Annotated in this window: 15 protein-coding genes; 12 read left to right on the top strand and 3 right to left on the bottom strand. The window is 47.9% G+C overall.

Annotation, left to right across the window (positions count from 1 at the left end):
- Positions 1-15: 15 nt before the first annotated feature.
- Both HPY31_RS05715 and HPY31_RS05710 read right to left on the bottom strand, forming a co-directional pair.
- Positions 16-663, bottom strand: coding sequence for a hypothetical protein (locus tag HPY31_RS05715; protein ID WP_172139255.1), 648 nt, complete (start codon positions 661-663; stop codon positions 16-18).
- Between the two features lie 78 nt (positions 664-741).
- Positions 742-1,989: an MDR family MFS transporter gene (locus tag HPY31_RS05710; RefSeq protein ID WP_172139868.1), complete on the bottom strand. Its 1,248-nt coding sequence runs from the start codon at positions 1,987-1,989 to the stop codon at positions 742-744.
- A 569-nt stretch (positions 1,990-2,558) separates the two neighbouring features.
- Here HPY31_RS05710 and HPY31_RS05705 point away from each other — a divergent pair.
- From HPY31_RS05705 to HPY31_RS05675, 7 genes are all read left to right on the top strand, one after another.
- Positions 2,559-3,671: an aminopeptidase gene (locus tag HPY31_RS05705; RefSeq protein ID WP_142498027.1), complete on the top strand. Its 1,113-nt coding sequence runs from the start codon at positions 2,559-2,561 to the stop codon at positions 3,669-3,671.
- 572 nt (positions 3,672-4,243) lie between these two features.
- On the top strand, positions 4,244-5,176 hold the full coding sequence (locus HPY31_RS05700) for an RluA family pseudouridine synthase (RefSeq protein ID WP_172139253.1): 933 nt from the start codon (positions 4,244-4,246) through the stop codon (positions 5,174-5,176).
- A gap of 125 nt (positions 5,177-5,301) precedes the next feature.
- Complete coding sequence (locus HPY31_RS05695) at positions 5,302-5,925, top strand: YhbD family protein (protein ID WP_172139251.1); 624 nt, start codon at positions 5,302-5,304, stop codon at positions 5,923-5,925.
- Positions 5,926-5,939: 14 nt separating this feature from the next.
- Positions 5,940-6,668, top strand: coding sequence for a bactofilin family protein (locus HPY31_RS05690; protein ID WP_172139249.1), 729 nt, complete (start codon positions 5,940-5,942; stop codon positions 6,666-6,668).
- A 127-nt stretch (positions 6,669-6,795) separates the two neighbouring features.
- Positions 6,796-7,422: a TetR/AcrR family transcriptional regulator gene (locus HPY31_RS05685; protein WP_172139247.1), complete on the top strand. Its 627-nt coding sequence runs from the start codon at positions 6,796-6,798 to the stop codon at positions 7,420-7,422.
- A 31-nt stretch (positions 7,423-7,453) separates the two neighbouring features.
- Positions 7,454-8,686: an efflux RND transporter periplasmic adaptor subunit gene (locus HPY31_RS05680; RefSeq protein WP_172139245.1), complete on the top strand. Its 1,233-nt coding sequence runs from the start codon at positions 7,454-7,456 to the stop codon at positions 8,684-8,686.
- The gene (locus HPY31_RS05675) at positions 8,683-11,793 is read left to right on the top strand and encodes an efflux RND transporter permease subunit (RefSeq protein ID WP_172139243.1); all 3,111 of its coding nucleotides are present in this window, start codon (positions 8,683-8,685) and stop codon (positions 11,791-11,793) included. Before HPY31_RS05680 ends, HPY31_RS05675 begins: the two co-directional genes overlap by 4 nt.
- A 58-nt stretch (positions 11,794-11,851) precedes the next feature.
- Here the strand turns inward: HPY31_RS05675 and HPY31_RS05670 are convergent, their stop codons facing one another.
- Complete coding sequence (locus tag HPY31_RS05670) at positions 11,852-12,679, bottom strand: CPBP family intramembrane glutamic endopeptidase (protein ID WP_216675491.1); 828 nt, start codon at positions 12,677-12,679, stop codon at positions 11,852-11,854.
- A gap of 224 nt (positions 12,680-12,903) precedes the next feature.
- On the opposite strand from HPY31_RS05670, the gene HPY31_RS05665 reads away from it, so the two are divergent.
- From HPY31_RS05665 to HPY31_RS05645, 5 genes are all read left to right on the top strand, one after another.
- Positions 12,904-14,199, top strand: coding sequence for an HD domain-containing protein (locus HPY31_RS05665; RefSeq protein WP_007724798.1), 1,296 nt, complete (start codon positions 12,904-12,906; stop codon positions 14,197-14,199).
- Entirely contained in the window at positions 14,192-14,719 is a 528-nt protein-coding gene (locus HPY31_RS05660) for a YwgA family protein (RefSeq protein WP_172139239.1), read from the top strand. Before HPY31_RS05665 ends, HPY31_RS05660 begins: the two co-directional genes overlap by 8 nt.
- Positions 14,720-14,906: 187 nt before the next feature.
- Entirely contained in the window at positions 14,907-15,299 is a 393-nt protein-coding gene (locus tag HPY31_RS05655; protein ID WP_172139237.1) for a thioredoxin family protein, read from the top strand.
- A 36-nt stretch (positions 15,300-15,335) separates the two neighbouring features.
- The gene (locus tag HPY31_RS05650; RefSeq protein ID WP_172139235.1) at positions 15,336-16,235 is read left to right on the top strand and encodes an S-layer homology domain-containing protein; all 900 of its coding nucleotides are present in this window, start codon (positions 15,336-15,338) and stop codon (positions 16,233-16,235) included.
- 57 nt (positions 16,236-16,292) lie between these two features.
- Entirely contained in the window at positions 16,293-20,222 is a 3,930-nt protein-coding gene (locus tag HPY31_RS05645) for an ABC transporter permease (protein ID WP_253901696.1), read from the top strand.
- Positions 20,223-20,225 lie beyond the last annotated feature (3 nt).

The raw sequence follows: 20,225 nt of genomic DNA, 5'->3' as shown, positions 1-20,225 counted from the left end.
AGACTCTTTTTTTGTCTAAAGCGGATGGGCAGACTTTCGCCCAATCGTTTTCCGATAGATCTCCACCAGTTCCTCCATGATCTTTTCCTTCGTCGCATGTAGAGGGGGACTCGGATGGTAGTAATCGATTCCTTTGGGGCAGGGCTTGCCAAAAGTCGGTATCCCTGCTGCTGCGATCCGTTGTTTCCACTGTTTCTTGAGGGAAGAAAGATGCTGCCACGAATGGTGATGGGAAAGCCCCCAACCAAGCAGGAGCCACGGATGCTTTTGCAGTTCTTGCGTAGATACGAGCTGAGCTTCGAGCGTCGTCTCTTTCTCATCAATGAGTTGTTCAAAATGAGAGATAGCACTCACGGCAGCAGCATTTTGTACGGAAAACAGGTTGTAAATATGGAATCTGCCTACCAACGCCCGTTTTCCGTAAAGCGCCTCCACCAGCCGGATCAATTGTCGCATAGTGGGATCGAGTGTGGTTTGACCCATGATACTATGGCCGGATGCAGGTCTTTCACGAAAAAGCTGGGCACTACCAGGATTCAGTAAGAGACAGCTCCCAAGAGAATCATGACCCTCTGAATTCGGTCCCCATTGAAGATAGGTAGAAGTTCGGTAGACGACTCCTCGGTGTTCTTTAAAGGTAGCAAAGGCATTCGGCTGGTTCATGACGATCCCCTCCTGGTCAAGCTATCTATGCCCATTTATATGAGAGGAGGGGATTTGGTAGAACGGACATGCTCTACTCTAGCTACTCTTGCTAACTTCTTTGGCACCGATCATGCGGAACAAAATGATATACAGATAAGCACTGACTAAGGTGAAGCCCAGGATGACACCGAATACACCGACAGGAGCGAGCCATTGGGATAGACCGATCGTCAGGGGAGCGATGAAGCGACCAATCGAGAATTGGAGTGAAGAAGCTCCCATGTACTGACCGCGTGCATCCTCAGGCGAGTATTTACTGATAAAGCTCTGGGCGACTGGTGTACGCATCAGCTCGCCGAATGTCAAAATCGCCATACAGCCGAACAGAAGCCAGATATTCGTCGTAAAGGCCATCAAGAACAGACCGATACCGAATAAGATGGAGGAGATGACGAGGCTGTTGCGATCACTCCAGTTTTCGAACCAGCGTGTGACTGGCAGTGTAAACAGAACCACCAAAAAACCATTTAAGGCCATGAGCCAGCCGAATGCGCTGGTTCCCCCGACAGAATAAGTCCAATTGCCCCAAGAAAATAATGCTTGTTGCATGACATGCTCTTTCACATACAACGCCATGTAAATATCCAATTGCATGAATCCAATGGCGATCAAAATCCCTGCGCCAATGTACAGGGCAAAAGCTTTGTCTCGGAAAATAATGGCGTAACTCTGGAATTGCTGAATCAGGGAAAAACGCTCCTTTGCCTTCTCCTGACGGACGTGTTCAGGCAGCGTTTCTTTGATCAGGAAAAAGACGGTAATCGCAAAAAGTAGTTCAACGAAGGTACAGAACATCAACAGCTGCGGGCGATAATGGACAAAAAAGACAGAACCCAATACGGGACCTGCGACCACCCCGATGTTCATCGCTGTGTAAAAGGTGGCAAATACAATTCTGCGATCGTCTTCTGTAGTCAAATCAGCCACCATGGCGGAGCTGGCAGGCCAGTAGAGAGCCCCAGCGATCCCGATCCCGATGAAGGCAATGTAGTCGATCCAGGGAGACGGAGAGAACGCAAACAGCGCGAACATCACCGTCGATGTACAGAGCGAGAGCAGCATGGTGAATCTGCGCCCTACCCGGTCAGCCAAATATCCGCCAAACAGGTTGGACAGCATCCCGAGCAGCGGTGGTACCATCAAGAGAAGACCCGCTACATCCTTTCCAAACGTATCGCTAAAATAAATCGCCATAAACGGAAAGTACATCCAAAAGAAGGTGTGCGTAATCAATTCACCAAAGAGACGTACTTTCAAGTTAAGATCCCACGAACGCCAAATCATGACACGAATTCCTCCATTCATTTCGGCAGGTGCCTTGACCTCGATTCCCTTCTTGGAAAAATTCCACGTAAAAAAGCGCAAACGGGGTAGAGACAATGCTCTTCCGCTTGCGCTTTATCAAACGATACAAGGGTGGCGGGGAATAACCAGTTCAACGGGGGACAAAAGAGAGACGGTTATATACCTCTAATTTTAGGTACAGTAAACCGACTGTTCACCCAAGAACATGGCCCGCAATTCATATCGGGAAAAAGACGGAAGCGGTTCAGGCATCCTGCAGCTTCTAGCTTTTGATAGGGTTGTAAGAGGCAGTGCCCCTTAAGAGAGGCCCCACCTAAGCGAAGATAACTACAGAACACACCATGAACTCAGCACTCCCGTCTTTCAAATTTTTTACATAGGTAAACTCTTGTTGATTAGAATACTCGAAAGAGTCGAATTTATGCAAGATAATTTTTTGGTTTTTTTTGAATAGTACCAAGAACATCGAGAATTGAAAAAGGGGCTTCTATTCGGTAAAATATTTTTTAACAATAATCAAATCATGCTAGGAATGTGGGGGATATCGCATGCTGGATACACGCATCGTCAAGTTGGCTACAAATTTGCTGAGCCATTCTGTACGCCTAAAGGAAAAAGAAAGCTTGTTGATTGAAGTTCGTGGCGAGGGTCACGCCTTGGCGAAAGAATTGGTTAAGCAGGCATACGATTTGGGAGCCTATCCGTTCGTACGGATTATTGATCCGTCTATCCAACGTGAGCTGATGCTCGGTGCAAGTGCGGAGCGTGCGACTCATTTGGCGAAATGGGAAGAGCCAATGTACAAAGATTTGGATACATATATCGTCATTAATGGTCCGTCCAACGACAGTGAGATGGCCGATGTTCCTGTAGAGCGTCGTCGTGCGCATCAGAGTGTGATGCAAGAATTGCATGACTACCTGACCAACAATGTACGCTGGACACTGCTCAACTACCCGACTACGGGCTTGGCGCAAAATGCCAACATGTCTACTGTTGCTTTTGAAGACTTCTATTTTGACGTATGCTCTGTTGACTATAAAAAGATGCACGAAGCCTTTTTGCCTTTGCAGCAATTGATGGATCGTACAGACAAAGTGCGTCTCGTGGGACCAGGGACGGATCTTCAATTCTCGATCAAGGACATTCCGAGTGTCATCTGCTCCGGGCTGCGCAATATTCCAGACGGTGAGATTTTTACAGCTCCTGTGCGTGATTCCGTGAATGGAACCATTACGTACAACACAGCAACAAGCTACATGGGCACGAAATTTGAAAACGTGTGTCTGAAGTTTGTAGACGGAAAAATTGTCGAGGCGACCTCTAACAATACCAAGAGACTCAACGAAATTTTCGATACAGACGAAGGAGCCCGCTTCATTGGGGAATTCGCGATTGGCGTACACCCGTACATCCTGCATCCAATGAATGATATCTTGTTCGATGAGAAAATTGCCGGCAGCTTCCACTTCACACCAGGCCGTGCATACGACAACGCAGATAACGGCAACCGCAGCCAAATCCACTGGGATATGGTAAATATCCAGCGTCCTGAGTACGGCGGCGGAGAAATTTGGTTTGATGATGTGCTGATTCGCAAAGACGGTTTGTTCGTATTGCCAGAGCTGCAAGGACTCAATCCGGAAAACTTAAAAGGGTAATTGGTACAACAGAGCCATCATGCTGAGCATGGTGGCTTTTTTTGTTTGTTACGTAGCTATTGGTGAGGGAAGAAGCGCATTTCCAGTCTACGCTTCGGCCTACGCCCCGCAAGGGGGATTGACTGTTCGCTCCGGAATAAATGGCGGGAGCGCTTCAAACGTAGAAGTTTCGAGGAAGGGTTTCATAAGTGAAGCTGAAAACCCCCGCCATTTATTCCTACGCTGAGTTGGGCTCCAGAGGCGCTTGGACTGGAAATGCGCTTCTTCCTACGGTGCTGTTGTTTTACTTCTTGAGAGTTGATTCATCTTGCTTAAAGGTCTAAAACTCCCTTGTTATAACAACCAAAACGCTCTAAAAACACGAAGTAATCACAAGCTGTCCACAAGCACTGTCACATGTCTGGAAGGAGACCGCCCGAACGAAGAGAGGATATAGGCGACTGGAAGACATGTGGCAGGGCTTCCCCCGACCACCACAGTTGGAGGACAACCGTCTTTGGAGCAGTACAAACGAGCATCTCAAGCATCCTTTTGCTACAATAAGAAAAAAGCATGGAACAGAGGGATTAGACGTGAGCCGCAAAGATTGGATCGAATACATCGTCAGTGAACAAGACACGGGAATGAACGTGGAACAAATCGTCCGGCAAAAGCTCAACGTGTCGGGTCGTATGATGCAGCGGCTGACGAGAAGCAAGGGAATTTTGCTCAATCGCAAGCAGCCCTTCCTGCAAAGACAAGTAAAAGCAGGAGATACAATCGCAGTTCGTGTCATTGAGAGACAAGAGCAAGCGCCTAGGCAGCCCCAGCATGATACGAAGCCCGAAGGACCGATCACACCAATGCCGTCCATCGACATTTTGTACGAAGACGATCATCTCTTGATTGCAAACAAACCGGCAGGCATGATGGTGCACCCGATTAAACAGGAGACCGACACATTGATACATGCACTCACTGCCGTACTGGCTGCACGTGGTGAGCAGACGAGCGTACATCCTGTGCATCGGCTAGATAAAGATACATCCGGAGCTATTCTCGTAGCCAAAAGCAGCTATGGTCATCAATTGGCTGACAGACTGCTGCGCGAAGGAGGCATTCATCGCGAGTATCTTGCGGTTGCCAGTGGCGTGTTGTCAGAGGGAGCGGGAACGATTGATGCGCCAATCGGCCGAGATGCCCGTCATCCGACGAAACGCCGTGTCGTGGAGAGTGGCGATCCTGCCATCACGCATTACGAGGTACAACAGACCTCTGAGGGAATGACGCTCGCTCGCGTCTGGCTGGAAACAGGTCGTACCCATCAAATTCGCGTTCACTTTGCCCACATTGGACACGCGCTTGCTGGCGATACGATGTACGGGGGAGCGAGAGGTTTGTTACGCAGACAGGCTCTGCATGCTTCGAAGCTGTCCTTTTTACATCCGCTTCTCGAAAAAGAGATTGTAGTCGAGGCACCGATACCATCGGATATGAAACGCTTGATGCAAGCAGAGTTTAAATAAGAACGGACAGAAGGACTTCGATGACAGAAGTCCTTTTTTATGCGCAAAAGTCCCCCGAGTGTCAGACATTCTATAGTTGAATAACGTAACAGTGTTATGTTACATTGTTTTCGGAGGTGCTTCACTTGGACGCAAATGTAATCTCGAAGAAGGACCTGCTGGAGCTTACCGGCATTTCGTACGGACAATTGTACCGTTGGAAACGAAAGAACTTGATTCCAGAGGAGTGGTTCATTCGCCGAGCCACTTTTACAGGGCAAGAAACCTTTTTCCCACGGGAACAGATTTTGGCTCGAATCGACAAGATCCTGAACATGAAAGACGACCTGTCGCTGGATGAATTGGCGGACATGTTTTCACCAAGTATGAGTGGAACCTCGTTGACAGCAGAGGAATTATTGGCACGAAACATTGTTTCGACTACTTCTTTAGAAGTGTTTAACGTATTTCTCGGGAGCTTACGGACCTTTACCTTCCAGCAGGCATTATACGCCTATGTGTTAGAAAAGCTTTTGGCCGCAGGAGACTTGAGTGTAGATGAAGGCGGCGGATTGTTGCAGGTACTTGTTAGCCACTATCCCAAATTCGAAGGGAAGCCTTGTGAGCTGATCTTTATGCGCAAGATGGGGATTTCCACGTTCGTGTTGGTGTCTAGCTCTACCGAAATGTATTTTGATAGCGGTGTAAAAGTAGTGAAGCGGCTCGATCTAGCCAATTGCATCGAGGAATTAAAAGGAAAATATTTATAGGGGGAGACCATACCATGCAAAACGAGAATAAGAACAAGCTAGATTTGATCTTTCATGGGGCAGTGAATGCTACGGGTGGCGTATACAACAAGGTAGATGTGCAAGGTTACGGCAAGATTAATGGCGACGTAGAGTGCGAGTCGCTTCATTGTGCGGGACATGTCAGTATCACGGGAGATCTCATTGGCTCTTCGGCAAGAGTAGAAGGCAACGCATCGATTAAAGGCAAAGTGAAAATGGATACATTGTCTGTATACGGTCAGCTTGATGTTGCGGACGATTTGAATTTTACGAGTCTAAAAGTCGGTGGCAATGTCAAGGTACAGGGCAATATGGCAGGAGAGGATGTAAAGGTTCACGGATCATTGAAAACCGCAGGGGATTGCGAAGCGGAAGTGTTCCGGGCAAATGGTGCGTTTAGTATCGGAGGACTGCTGAATGCGGGGCGAATCGAGGTCACTCTGCATGGCAGCTGCGAGGCAAAAGAAATAGGCGGAGAGTACATCGAGGTGCGCCGAACAGGCAATAGCACTTTGGGCAAGCTGTTGAAGCATTTTCTCAATAATACCTTGACTGTAGAGACGATTGAAGGAGACGAAATCTACCTGGAAAACACAAAGGCCAAGGTCGTTCGCGGCAACAAGGTCGAGATTGGGCCCGACTGCGAAATTGACCTGGTTGAATACAGCACCGAATGCAAGCAAGACCAAAGCTCCCAGGTTAAGACGCTGACACAACGATAAGGGTGACAAGGAAAAATTAACATTCCAAACTGCATGCAAGTATTTACACGCATGCAGTCTCTTTATATAATGAGTTTGGAAAAAAATGAAAATGCAAGTAATTGCTTGCTTGGTACGGAGGTGCGTCATGGATCACCCAGATATAGAACAGAAGCTGGGGGGGAGAGGCGAAGAGGAACAGGAAACCCGTGAGCGAATTTTATCGGCCGCACGTCAGCTAATGGCACAAAAAGGATACAAGGGAGCGACTACACGCAAGATTTCTGAGCTTGCTGGGGTGAATGAGGTAACGGTATTTCGTCACTTCAAGAACAAGGTAGGCATCTTGACAGAACTCCTGAAAGAAATCATGGATGTCCGAGAGCAGCTGGAGCAAGGGTTGCAAGGCGAGTTTTCTGATATCAAGGAAATGCTAGTCAGCTACGCACGTACGTATTACGGCTTATTGGTCGATCGCAAGGAGATTTTTATGATCTGCATGATTGAAGCGGATAACCACCCGGAAGTCGTGCAGATGTTCAGCAGTCTGCCGATGACCGCAGTCGAGGTATTGTCCAACAAGCTCCTAGTGTTTCAGGAGCAAGGACATTTGCCAAAGGCAGATCCGTTCACGGCAGCTCTTATGTTCGTCTCCACTTTCTTCTATGCCTTCATGGCGAAGTATCGGGTTAATCTCGATCTTGAAATGGTAGAAGAAGAGCTTTTTGAAAATGCTTCTGAAATCTTGCTACAAGGCATCAGAGGACTCAAATAATCAGCATAGCTACATAGGGGCGGAGGAAGTCATGAAGAGAAGATGGCTTGTATCTGTAATGATGATCGGACTATTGGCAACGACGGCTTGCAGCGAGCAACAGCCTGCTTCGGCACCTCAGAAGGAGTTGAAGCACGTCGTCATTGCACCAGTAAAGAAGGAGCAGGCTGTTACCGTCACGGAGTTGTCTGGTACGCTGGCTCCTTTGGAGGAAGCACTCGTTTCTTTTGAAGTAGGCGGTCGTATTGTGGAGATGAACCGAAAAGAAGGAGACACGGTCAAAGCGGGCGATGTGCTTGCCCGAGTGAATGCCACAGATTACTCGCTCCAGGTTGCTTCGTCCAGCGCTGCCGTGCAGCAGAGTGCGGCAAATCTTAGCAAGGTAAACAATGGCGCGAGAGAGCAAGAAGTGACGCAGGCGCGTTTGCTTGTGGAGAAGGCAACAGTAGGACTGCAAAAGATGCAGGATGATTTCAATCGGATTGAAAAGCTTTACCAGCAAAACGCCATTTCCAAAAGCGAGTATGAAAGTGCACAAAATGGACTGACGATTGCGCAAAAGGATTTGCAAAACGCACAGCAGTCGTATTCCATGATTACTCAAGGGGCTCGTGCGGAAGACAAACAGTTGACGCAGGCTGTCTACAATCAGACGGTTATCGCCAAAGAAGTGGCAGCCAATACACTTGCCAAAACGCAGCTTCGTTCGCCGATTAACGGGACGATCATCGCCAAGCTCTCGTCTGCGGGCAATTTGGTCGGTTCAGGTACCCCCGTCTATCAAGTCGGCAACATCGATACATTAAAAGTCGTATTGCCCGTTCCTGACCGTGAGATTTCTGCATGGAAGGTAGGCGAGGCGATCTCCTTAGACCTGTATGGTCAAAAACGGGATGGCAAAGTGACCAAAATATTTCCCGCCACGAACCAAAATACCGGAACGATTGGCGTAGAGGTTCAAATCGCCAACCAAGCTCGTGACTGGTTTGCTGGTCAGGTGGTGAAAGCGACCAAAACGGTAACGGGGCAGGAAGGTGTCTACGTACCAGTAGAAGCAGTCATCAGCAGAGGAAAAGATGACGCGCATGTCTTCGTCAATACAGGCGGCAAGGCTGTCAAAACAAGCGTAGCCATCGGACAGATTGTAAGTGACAAGCTCGAGATCAAGAGCGGACTAAAAGAAGGAGACCAACTGATCGTCAAAGGGGTGGACCGTTTGTTTGACGGTGACCCAATCGAGGCGGCAGGAGGTACACAACCGTGATCAAGTACATCGTACAAAAGCGCAAAATCACGCTCCTGTTTTTCAGCATGATTGTACTTGTAGGCTCCCTCAGCTTTTTTCAACTGCCTAAGCAAGAGATGCCGGATATTATCGTAAACATGGCGACGATCACGACGGTTTATCCGGGAGCTTCGCCAGAAAAGGTCGAGCAGGCTGTTACGAAAAAGCTGGAAGAAAAAATCAACGAATTGCAAGGACTTAACTATATATCCTCCTCATCTTCCCTCGGCGTCTCTTTTATCATGGTAGAAGCAAAGAGTGACGTAGACCCGAAGCAAAAATGGGATGAATTGCGGAAAAAGGTAAAGGACGCAGAGGCTGATTTGCCAGCAGATGCGAAACAACCGATCATCAATGATGATTTGAACCGTACGTTTGTCCAATCGTTTGCGGTCACCGCTAACTCACGCGAGGAATTGTACAGCATGCGTACCATGCTGAAATCGTGGAAGGAACAGCTGCGCACCATTCCAAACGTAGCGGATGTACTGGTGGAAGGTCTACCGGAGCAGGAAGTCCATATCGAGGTTGATACACAAAAGCTGAGCCAGTACGGGATCACGTGGAGTCAGGTGATGATGGCTGTCAAAAAGGAAAATGAAAAAATCCCGCTTGGCGACCTGACCACAGAAAAACGGACCTACCAGCTCAAGCTGGCGGAAAATACAGATGTCGAAGAACTGAACAAAGTCATTATCTCCCGTTCAAAAGAGGGCTTCCCGATCTATCTAAAGGACATCGGATCGGTCAAAATGTCGACGGAGACGGTGAAAACAACTTCGTATTTCAATGGGAAGCCTTCGATCACGATCAGCGTCAATGCAGAGACGGGAAGCGATGTACCGTCCTTGCAAAAGCGCGTAGACGAGATGATGGTGACTCTGGATAAAACACTTCCGGCAGGGGCCGAGAGACACTCGATTTATAGTCAGAATGAACGCGTGGATGAGCTTTTTAGCGACCTGACGCGGGAAATGATGATTGCCATTGTCGCAGTTTTGGTGGTGTGTGCGCTCGGATTAAACCTGATCACATCGTTGGTAGTAGCGATGGCAATTCCGATTTCCTTGGCTGTGGGGCTTATGTTCCTGCCATCAATGGGTATTTCACTCAACATGATCTCGATCGTTTCCTTGATCATTGTGCTCGGGATCTTGGTCGATGACGCCGTGGTGGTCAATGACAATATTGAGCGGAGATTGTCTGTCCTGGGTGAAAAACCGATGGCTGCGGCGGTTAATGGCGCCAAGGAAGTATCGATTTCGATCACGACCGCTACGCTGGCTACGATTGCGTCATTTGCACCTTTGATGTTTCTTAGTGGAAACGTCGGGCAGTTCATTCGTCCGGTTCCCGTCATTATTTCGATGACGATGCTGGCCTCCATGGTCATGTCACTGACGATCATCCCGATCTTTCGCCAATGGTATGAGCAACGTAGAAAGGCTGGCGTAGAAGGGTATCGCAAGCCCGCTGGACTTTTGGGGAAACAATTGTTGCAGCTGACCAAGTGGTATGCGAGCAAGGTCATGCCGAAAATTTTGAAGCGACCACTTTTGGCAGGGATGATTGGCGTTTTGATCGGAACGGCAGCATATGGATTGATACCGCTCACTCCGGTGGAATTGTTCCCGAACGATGATCGCCCGCAGTTTCTCATCGATATCCGTCTCCCGGTGGGCAACAGTCTGGAAGAAACAGACCGGGTGGTGCGTGGGACGGCAGATTGGGTGTTGAAGCAGCCTGGCATCGAGGCGGTATCTGCATACGCAGGAGGCAGTGCACCGAAAATGTTCGGTGGAGATACAGCTGCTGGAAGCGGCATTACCGTCGGACAGTTAGTGGTTCGTTATAATGAAAAAGAGACCCATCTCGAGAACATGCTGGAGCCGTGGACGGAGGAATTCAAAAAGCTGTATCCGGAAGCGAGTATTTTGATGAAGCAGCTGGAGGCAGGTCCTCCGGTTGGAAAACCAGTCGTGATTCGTCTTTACGGAGAGGATATTGAGACGCTGCGCTCTCTTTCTGCACAAGCAAAAGAAAAGGTTGCCGGATTAGAGGGCACGTACAATGTGCAGGACGATTTCGGGGTAGAACGCTACACTTTGGAATTTGTCGTGAACAAAGAGCTGATGGAGCAAAAGCTCGTCAACTATACGGACTTGTCCACGACATTGCGTCTGGTGAGCGAAGGCATCACCGTCAGCGAGTTTGATACAGGCTCAGACCTGATCGATATGAAGCTGTTCTTGCAAAAAGGTGAGGAAGACCCTGCATTGCTGTTCCAGCGGCTCAGCATCGCCAATGCGCGTGGAGAGCTGATCCCGTTATCACAGCTGGCGGAGGTAAAACCGACTTTCAGTACACAGACGATTCCGCATCGCGATTTGTCGCGGAGCGTGACAGTTACCAGTGATCTGAAAGGGAGAACGGCGACAGAAGTAATGGCAGAGATTAAGCCGATGCTCGATAGTATGTCCTTGCCTGAAGGATACCGCTATGAGATTGGCGGTGAGACTTCCGAGCAGACTGATATTTTTATCGACATGGGTAAACTATCGATTCTTGTTGTTTTCCTGATCTTGATTTTGATCGCGATGCAATTTTATTCCTTGACGATCCCTGTACTGGTTACAAGTACGATTTATCTCGCTGTATCGGGGAGCTTGATCGGCTTGTTCGTGACCCAGACACCACTTGGCTTTATGACCATGATGGGTATTATTGCGTTGGCGGGCATCGTGGTGCGTAACGGGATCGTGTTGATCGAGTTCATCGAGGAAGCACGTCATACAGGCATGGAGCTGAAGCAGGCGGTTATTTCTGCATGTGAGGCACGACTACGCCCTATTCTATTGACCTCGCTTACAGCGATTGCTGGTATGATGCCGTTAGCTATTTCAGGTGACGTTTTGTTCAAACCACTTGCGGTCACCATTATTTTCGGCTTGGCATTCTCGACACTTTTGACCTTGATCGTTGTGCCGTCCTTCTATACCGTTCTAACGCAGCACAAGATCAAAAAGCTGGCAAAAAGAGCCGCGAAGCGCCCGGATTTGTATGGGCCTGAGGCAGAGACTCTATAATGCATGCAACAGCGGCAAACTCTCCGATTCTTTTCTTTCGGGAGTTTGTCGCTGTTTTTTAGTAAGCTTTCCTTGCTTTTCGCCAGCCGATTATCAAAAGGATAAGAAGCAGTATGAGAAAACCGAGTACACATAAAGCCCAGATTGACTGTAGCAGCATGCTTTGGTTGACCAGCCAGGGAATCTCCTCCAGAGGCATGTTTTTCATTTTGGGGAGAGAAGGGATGATCATCACGTCCGCATAAATGTGCAGGATGATCGGAGCTAGCAATCCCCAGCGAAGTGCTGCCCATGCCCACAAAACACCAATGAGAAACGACTCGAAAAGAGTTCCTAGACCATGCCCAGGTACGTGATAGTAGGCGAAAATCATAGAAGGAATGAGTAGATACATCCACCTCGCAATAGTGGGCAGGTCTGTGCTCCTTCGATAGATGAGCGTTAGCAAGAGAAACGGGATGCCGCGAAAGACAAGCTCCTCCCACAAAGGATTATGCCAGGTGGCAAACACAAGCAGATTTGCTTTGCCAGCGAGAGACTGAGCACCGATTGGCTGCGTGGTAGACCATCCGCTAATCGCCTGAAAGGCAGCTCCACACGCTTTTGCCAATAAGAGCCCGACAAGGATGAACAGAAATGCCTGTCCCAATTTTTTCTTTCGTACAAGCCACAAGATTCCGCCAGCGTAAATCAGCGAGATCACACCAAAAATAAGCCAGCCAGGAAGCGGGACAGCGACCTTCCAATCGGTTTTCGGCCAGAAGAGTAGAGAGACGGAAACAGTTTGTCCCAAAAAACCTGAGGAGAGAAATTGTCCCCAGGAGGCGAGCAGGGGCAGAAAGAGCATCATCATCAAGAAAAGGAGTAAAAGTGGGTTTTTGGTCATGTATCGAAATGTATTTGTCCACACTTGCGAAAACCTCCCATTCCAACCATTTTTTCCTATATAATCCTACATGCCTTTTACTCGGTCTAGATGGTAATGGCATTCTTCAGATTTTTGTAAGAGTTTGTTTAAGCAAGAAAAGGTATCAGACGTATGATATGATAGAATCAAAATTCACTGTCAGTAATAGATAGAAAAAGCAGTACAGGAAGGGAGTGTCCAGGATGCAACAGCCCCAGCTTCTTCATGAAGAAAAGGTATTCAAAGACCCTGTTCACCGCTACGTCCACGTGCGGGACAAATTCATTTGGGATTTGATCAACTCGGCAGAATTCCAACGTTTGCGCAGAGTCAAGCAACTGGGCACCAGCTTTTTTACGTTTCACGGTGGAGAGCATAGTCGCTTTAACCACTCGCTTGGCGTGTATGAACTGATGCGCAGAATTTTGGAGACGTTCGAAGGCCGTATTCAGTTGACGTACGAGGAAAAGCTGCTGTGTCTATGTGCGGCTTTGCTCCACGATGTGGGCCACGGTCCGTTTTCCCATTCGTTTGAAAAGGTGTTCAAGTATCACCACGAGGATTGGACGCGCGCCATTTTACTTGGAGATACGCAAATCAACCGCATTCTTCGTCGGTTTGATGATAGCTTCCCGAAGAAATTGGCAGAAGTGATTAATAAGACATATGACAATAAACTGATCGTAAGTCTCATCTCCAGCCAGCTCGATGCCGATCGGATGGATTACTTGCTGCGTGATGCCTACTATACGGGCGTCAATTATGGCAATTTCGAGATTGAGCGAATCTTGCGTGTCATGCGGCCGCAGGAGGATGGCATTGTCTTTAAATTTAGCGGGATGCATGCTGTCGAAGACTACATCATGTCACGCTATCAAATGTACTGGCAGGTCTATTTCCATCCCGTGACGCGAAGTGCAGAAGTCATCCTGTGCAAAATTTTTCAACGGGCGAAGCTCTTGTTCTCCCAAGGCTATCCGTTCATGCAGGAGCCTGTCATGCTGCTGCCTTTCTTACAGGAAAAAGTAGAGCTGGCTGACTATTTGGCACTTGATGAGTCGATTATTCTTTTCTATATGCAGCTCTGGCGAAGAGAGCAAGACCCTGTGTTGAAAGATTTGTGCGCCCGTTTTTTGGACAGGAATCTCTTTAAATACGTCGAATATAATCCGAGGGATTTCCGCTTGCTGTCTGAGTTGAAGGAACTATTTCAATCTGCCGGAATTGATCCGATGTATTATTTGGAGGTAGACACGACCTCCGATCTTCCGTATGATTTTTACCGTGCCGGAGAAGAAGAGGAGCGCATTCCGATTATGCTCCAAATGCCTTCAGGCGAACTTGTCGAGCTGTCACAGAAGTCAGAAATTGTACAGGCCATTAGCGGAAAGCGGCGTTTTGATTACAAGCTGTACTTTCCATTGGATAAAGTCATGGCTTTGCCGGGGGATCTCTCCCGTAAGATTCGAGAACGTCTGGGAGTGATGGAGGATGCTTAATCGTCACGCCAAGATCATACGCCTGATTGAGATAGTCGGCGAAGTGAGCGGGCGAAAAAAATTACAAAAGATGGTGTACATAGGAAAACATCTGGAGATGGATTTCGATGAGCGCTACGAGTTTCACATGTACGGTCCATATTCGGAAGAGCTGACGCTCAGAGTAGATGAGCTGTGCAACATGGGGCTTCTAGATGAGCAAATGGAGAGTAAAGGTGCCATTCATATGTATCGTTACTCTTTGAACGAAACCGGTCATGATTTTCTCAAGTTTCATGAGGTTGACTTTGGTAGTGGAGAACGTGCGATTTTGCGTATGAACGAGGAGAATTCCCGTTTCCTCGAGCTGGTTTCTACGATTCTGTATTTCAACCACCTGCCCTATGAGGAAATGAAGGGCAAAATCTTTACGTTTAAGAGCAAGCAGCGCTACACCGAAGAAGAGATTCAAAAAGGGCAGGCGTTTATTGAAGAACTGCGTGCGCTGATGAAGGAAGACGGCGGCAGCTCACTTATGTAATAGGAAACATCATACGAGGAAAAGCACGGCGTACGAACTTGCAAGAGTTGTGGTACGTCTTTTTTTTATACATGTCAGCCAGTCCAATGGGGCTGGCTTTTTTTGTCTCAGCTCGGAGCCGCATAATACGGGCATCGATCTTTGACAAGTGCATAGGTTATGAAACATTTTGATTCGCGAAAGGGAGATGGACGTGAGTGGAAGCAAGCGATGGTGGCTGTGGATCGTGCTCGGTGTTGTTATGCTTGCCGTCGGTATAAGTGCGTGCTGGGGGACAGCCAGTGCGCATGAAGTAAGAGTGGTGTACGTCTATAGTGATAGCTGTGGATATTGTACGGAGTTCGGCCCGACATTTGAGAAAGTCGTGCAGGCGTATCCACCCGACTGGATCCAACGACTGGATATCCATGAGCAGAAAGAGCTAGATGAAGCGTCGCGCCTCGGGGCAGAGGCAACCCCCACTGTTTTTGTCGTCGAACAAGGTAAGGTGATCGACAAGCTGGAAGGTGCGGTACCCGAGAATACGTTGCGGAGCTTTTTACAAAGGAACCTAAATCAGACTCTTTCTAAAAATGGATAATATAGGTAAAATATCCGATAAAGAGGGGGTCATTCCATGAACAAACGTGCAATGAAGTCATACCTACTAGCAGCTGTTCTCGCAGTGGCAGGGCTTACTGGAGTAGCAGATAGTCAAACCGTACAGGCTACTGCGTCAGCGAAGGATTACGCTTCACATACAGCAAAGGCAGCCATTGATTTCGGTGTACAGAAGAACTACTTATGGCTGGATAGCAAGGGGAACTTTTATCCGAATAGCCAAATCACGCAGGGGCAGTTTATCGCGAGTTTAGTAGCGATTCGCGGATTGAAGGAGGTAGCCCCCGTTCCGGAGCTCCCAGCAGGGCATTGGGCGAAGGGGAGCTATGAGAAGGCGCGGAAGGCGGGGATTTTGGCGGGGGTAAAGGTAGAGCCGAACAGGCTGTTGACGAAGGAAGAAACGGCAGCGCTGGTGTATGCTGCGTGGAAGCCGATTCGGGGTGAAAAGAATCCGAATTTAACCAATACTGGGGCGCTTATCACGTGGGGATGGATGAAGCCAGCACCAAGTGGTCAGCCCAAATTTCGTGAGGATTTACCTGTGACGCGAGGAGAAGCGGCGGAGATTTTGCGTTATTTGTGGAAGGATAAATGGCAGCTTGAGCAAGGGGCTAAATTTGCGGATGAGTTTCATAAGAGCTTGAAGGTTGTGAATGGGAAGATTAGTGGGAAGGTGCCTAAGGGTGATAGTGATTTTATGATATTAGTACAATTTTTTACAAAGCAAAATGAATTGGAAGGTTTCATAAACAATCAATCTTTTAACATTCCATTAAACAACACAAGTTCTTTTTCTTTTAATGTCATAAATAACAATGACTCGACTGATGCAGGTATATACTTGTATACCAAATTACCTTCTTTAGAGAAAACTAATAACACCCGAAAATTCTATAAAACGAAGGGTACGAAGTAAATGCATATCCACTTAACTAAGCATAGAATAGTTTATTCTATGCTTTCTCTTTTCCTATTGTGCGGTTTTTTTATTATTTACCCAAACTCGACGTATGGTTCGCCTAATTATCACAACATTAAAGTAGCAACTGTTGATTCGAATAAAGAGCTTGCACCCAAAGGGCGTTTTTATCTTCTTTTAATCGAAGGAATAGAAGGACAACTCGGAGCAACAGTTTCTCAAATTGAAGTAGACAGAGTTATTGATACTAATAGAGTATTGGGCTTTGCTGATGTAAACCAAAAGGCAGATAGAGGGTGGTACTTTGTTGACGAAAACGAAACGTCATATTGGATTAAACGGTTCGGAGGAAATCCAAACTACATTCTTGGAGGAACGGGTAATGTTTATAGTAAGGAAGTCTCTAGTGATTCAGTACCGAATTTCGTCCCCTACCAAGCCTACAACCTCGCAGAACTAGCCACCGCCTCAGGCGGCGCAGGCTACACCAAAGGGGACAACCTCGTCCCAGACGGCAAAGGCGGATACTTCTCAGTAGGTCACTTCCGAACCACCCCACAACCCAGCGGCAGCATAACCACCAACAAAACAAAATACAACCTCAACGAAACAGTTGAGATCCATGCAAATGCCACGGACTTTTCTTACTATGACCGCGGCATTTTTGTATGGTCTTTAAGCGTGATCAACAAGACAACAGGACGTGGATACAAGAGCATCTTGTCTAATCAAAAATTCAACGATCCAAGCACGGCCGTCCCCAAGGTAAACGAGACAAGCAGTCCTCCAGGCTACAAGTGGACCTTTAAAAATACCGAATATAAGCCTACTGAGCCAGGCCTGTATGAAATATCGCTAACCATCACTGACCTGCATCAAAGAAGCCGCCAAGGATCAAGCAGCATAAGCGTTTCGGCACCGTATACAGCACAATTCACAGTGGGTGATGTAACCCCACCGGAAAAGCCTGATCCCGAAAAGCCTGACCCAGGTCCAGCATGTACAATCGGATCAACAAAAACCAGACTGAATATTCAAGTCGTTGGCGACAAGGATATTAAAGACCACAATGCTGTTGCCAGCGGCGGCTCGGATATTGCTGTCGAAAAAAATGCCGATATCACTCTCTCTGCCAATAAACCAGGAAAATACACGATGAATGGTTATGACATGAAGCCTGGAGCGAATGGCAACAGGAAAGTCGGGACAGGAAGCATCGGTAGCTCTGGACGGGTAAAAATCGTCTACACCAGTGATGATGGAACAGAGTGCTGGGAGAAATATTTTAGAGTGGAGTCGCCAGACGGCGAAGACTCATGCCCCATCGTTACGCTGTCGGCATCTGCAGTAAGAAACGGTCAAACCATTGAAATTATGCCGTTCGATACGCTTACGTTCCGAGCTAAATACACAACCAAATACGGAGATAGCTCGGAGGCATCGCTCAAGTGGGATGTATCCCTTCCAAACGGAAAAACCTATACCTTGCCAGTCAAAGAAAATGACAATGGCAGATGGGGACCCTATGATTCCTCCAGTTTAAAGCTTCCATTCGGAAATGCTTATAACCCGTACTATTTTCCATTCGAGCGAGGAAAAACGTACAAACTAAAGCTAAACCTCGATGGGACAAAGTGGAGGGAGCGACCTGAATGCAATTGGGAAATAACGATTGTGGTAAAAGATGCTTCCTGCTCGATCGCTGATCAAAAAAAGGTTTCATTTTTAGTACATAGCGAACCACCTCTGCCATTTTCTCCTGAAGGTGAGGGCATGAATGGATCGGTCAGCTCAGGATTTACATTGAAAGACCCCATATACATCAAGTACTTTACGGAGGCTGGAGATCAATACGATACCAATCTATCGTTTTCCTCTAAGGTATCTGGTACTTGGTATTGGAAGACCCCCGAAGGAAAAACAGCGTTAACAGACAAGCTTGCGGCGGACGAGCCATTTAGGCTCATGTTGCCGGCAAGCGTAGATGTTGGTGATGAAATCTTACTGCTGTTCGAGTCCGAGACGGGCTGCACGGGTGAGGTGCGATTCACCATTGAATCTGACCAAAAATGCTGGGATATTCTCGCGTCAGTAGAAATCGATCGAAACAACCGAAAGTGGAGCAAGGATATTCAACGTGGTGAAACCATTGAAATGGCGGCAGATGAGATTCCAGACAAGCATCGGTTTCGGATGTTTTTGTCGGATGATAGTCACTTTTCGATGAGATGGTTTGATCCTACGTCTGGCTCCTGGGAAAGAAAGCGAAACGGAAAGGCACTCGATAGCTCAAGCACCTCCACAAATAGCCACTGGGTGTATTTCCCTAGAGACGAAAATGGTCTTCTTTTAGAAGGACTGTACAAGGTGCAATTTTATTCAACCCAGAGTGACGGCTGCGACGGTCATTTTTTTGTGCAAATCGGTAAAGGCGTTCCAAAACCGGATGGAGAGAATTTACTGATTGTGAAATCGAGCTTTCAAATTGATCCGAAGAGCCCTCAAGCCGCAGGAACGGATGCGACGATTACCTTCAACGTGAAGAATGCCGGGAAATTAACGCATGATACAAAATTGGCTGTTCGCTGGGCGAGCTCAGAAAAGGAAACTCGCTTGGACGTGAATGAATTCAAGCCGGGTGAGGTGCGTAAGATCACGGTTCCGACGAAGTATCCGCAAAAATCCGAGGATTTTATCGCCCATATCAACCCTGGGAAATCTATGCCGGAAAACGAGACGAACTGGACAGACAATCGTGCCACTTGGCCAGTAAAGATTGTCGGTGGAGAAGTTCCGGAGCCGCCTGATGGTGGAGGAGATTTTGATGGCGGTGAAATTGGGTTAGAGATTTATGACAGTGATGGTAGACAGCTACAAAAACTGCCGCTACATGCAGATGGCGTGTGGGAACGTGAGCCTGCGACGATTCGGGTGGTCATTGATCAGTCGAAAATAAACGAAGGCTTCCAAAAAACAGAGCAGGAGATCAATCAGAAAATCACGCAATTTAAAGCGCAATTGGAGAGTTCAGTCAGCGGGGACACGATCAAAAACGTAACTGTCACTGCGAATCCGGGGTGGATTTCAGATGCAAAGAGTATGGCGGTTTATACACCACCACAGCTTGATCTGAAGCTAACAGGCCCCGGAGCGCCGATGCAATGGCAGGTAAGCAGTGCATCTACAGGCTCAGAGGCCGTGTACACAGGAACCACGATCCCAACACAGACGACTTGGCGCCAAGTGCTCCAATCGCAAAAATACAAAGCAGAAATCAACGGCTTTGTCATCGTGATGGATTATCAGGTCGATTTTGAACTGTCCTACGAGAGTTGCGCTATGAACGACGAAGATGAAGAGGTGTGTGAGCCTCGGAGCCTCTCCAAAACGATGGCAGGACGCTATACCATTACGGTAAAAGGGGGAGAGCGCTCCTTTGAGGTCTTTGAGCCCAATGCAACAGGCTCGATTCGCCATACAGCCGAATGGGAAGCGTATCATGCCAGAGACCGATATCCAAACAGCCAGCCAAATGATTACTATGCGGGTGAGCGCATCTTGACACAAGTAGAGCTACAGGATCGACACCGCCATCCCGTGAGTAATCAGTTTCCAGTCGTGACAGCTGCGCGAGCATGGATTTCAGAAACAGGCATACGCCAAACGCCGTTACAGTCGTTGTTAGCCCTGCAACAAGCGACTCCTCAGCTCTGGAGAGGCCCTTCCTATTCCGCTTCCAAGCTAGGAGCTCGTGAAGTGGGTGTAGATACGCCTTTGATGGGGGATAAACAGCATGGCTTCCAAAAGGATGCGAGCTACGCAGTCTATTACTCTGTTTCCTTCCGTTTTGACGTGAACAAGGGCTTCCCCTATCAAAATAAAGCTTCTGGGCAAGGGCACGAAATAAAAGATTATGCGCTACCCTTCCGTATCATTGCAAATGCATGGGAACGACAAGGAATCCGCAACCATACGACGCAGTAAAAA

This window comes from Brevibacillus sp. HB1.3, from assembly GCF_013186635.1.
Classification (GTDB): Bacteria; Bacillota; Bacilli; order Brevibacillales; family Brevibacillaceae; genus Brevibacillus; species Brevibacillus brevis_D.
The sequence above is the reverse complement of the archived record's forward strand: the minus strand, read 5'-3'. Positions and strand labels throughout refer to the sequence as shown.

What these genes read in the sequence shown, in the direction of transcription:
- HPY31_RS05665 (WP_007724798.1), top strand. Translation starts at nt 12,904, where the DNA reads ATGCAACAGCCCCAGCTTCTTCATGAAGAAAAGGTATTCAAAGACCCT.
- HPY31_RS05670 (WP_216675491.1), bottom strand. Translation starts at nt 12,679, where the DNA reads ATGACCAAAAACCCACTTTTACTCCTTTTCTTGATGATGATGCTCTTT.
- HPY31_RS05660 (WP_172139239.1), top strand. Translation starts at nt 14,192, where the DNA reads ATGCTTAATCGTCACGCCAAGATCATACGCCTGATTGAGATAGTCGGC.
- HPY31_RS05705 (WP_142498027.1), top strand. Translation starts at nt 2,559, where the DNA reads ATGCTGGATACACGCATCGTCAAGTTGGCTACAAATTTGCTGAGCCAT.
- HPY31_RS05680 (WP_172139245.1), top strand. Translation starts at nt 7,454, where the DNA reads ATGAAGAGAAGATGGCTTGTATCTGTAATGATGATCGGACTATTGGCA.
- HPY31_RS05685 (WP_172139247.1), top strand. Translation starts at nt 6,796, where the DNA reads ATGGATCACCCAGATATAGAACAGAAGCTGGGGGGGAGAGGCGAAGAG.
- HPY31_RS05710 (WP_172139868.1), bottom strand. Translation starts at nt 1,989, where the DNA reads ATGATTTGGCGTTCGTGGGATCTTAACTTGAAAGTACGTCTCTTTGGT.
- HPY31_RS05690 (WP_172139249.1), top strand. Translation starts at nt 5,940, where the DNA reads ATGCAAAACGAGAATAAGAACAAGCTAGATTTGATCTTTCATGGGGCA.
- HPY31_RS05715 (WP_172139255.1), bottom strand. Translation starts at nt 663, where the DNA reads ATGAACCAGCCGAATGCCTTTGCTACCTTTAAAGAACACCGAGGAGTC.
- HPY31_RS05655 (WP_172139237.1), top strand. Translation starts at nt 14,907, where the DNA reads ATGGACGTGAGTGGAAGCAAGCGATGGTGGCTGTGGATCGTGCTCGGT.
- HPY31_RS05650 (WP_172139235.1), top strand. Translation starts at nt 15,336, where the DNA reads ATGAACAAACGTGCAATGAAGTCATACCTACTAGCAGCTGTTCTCGCA.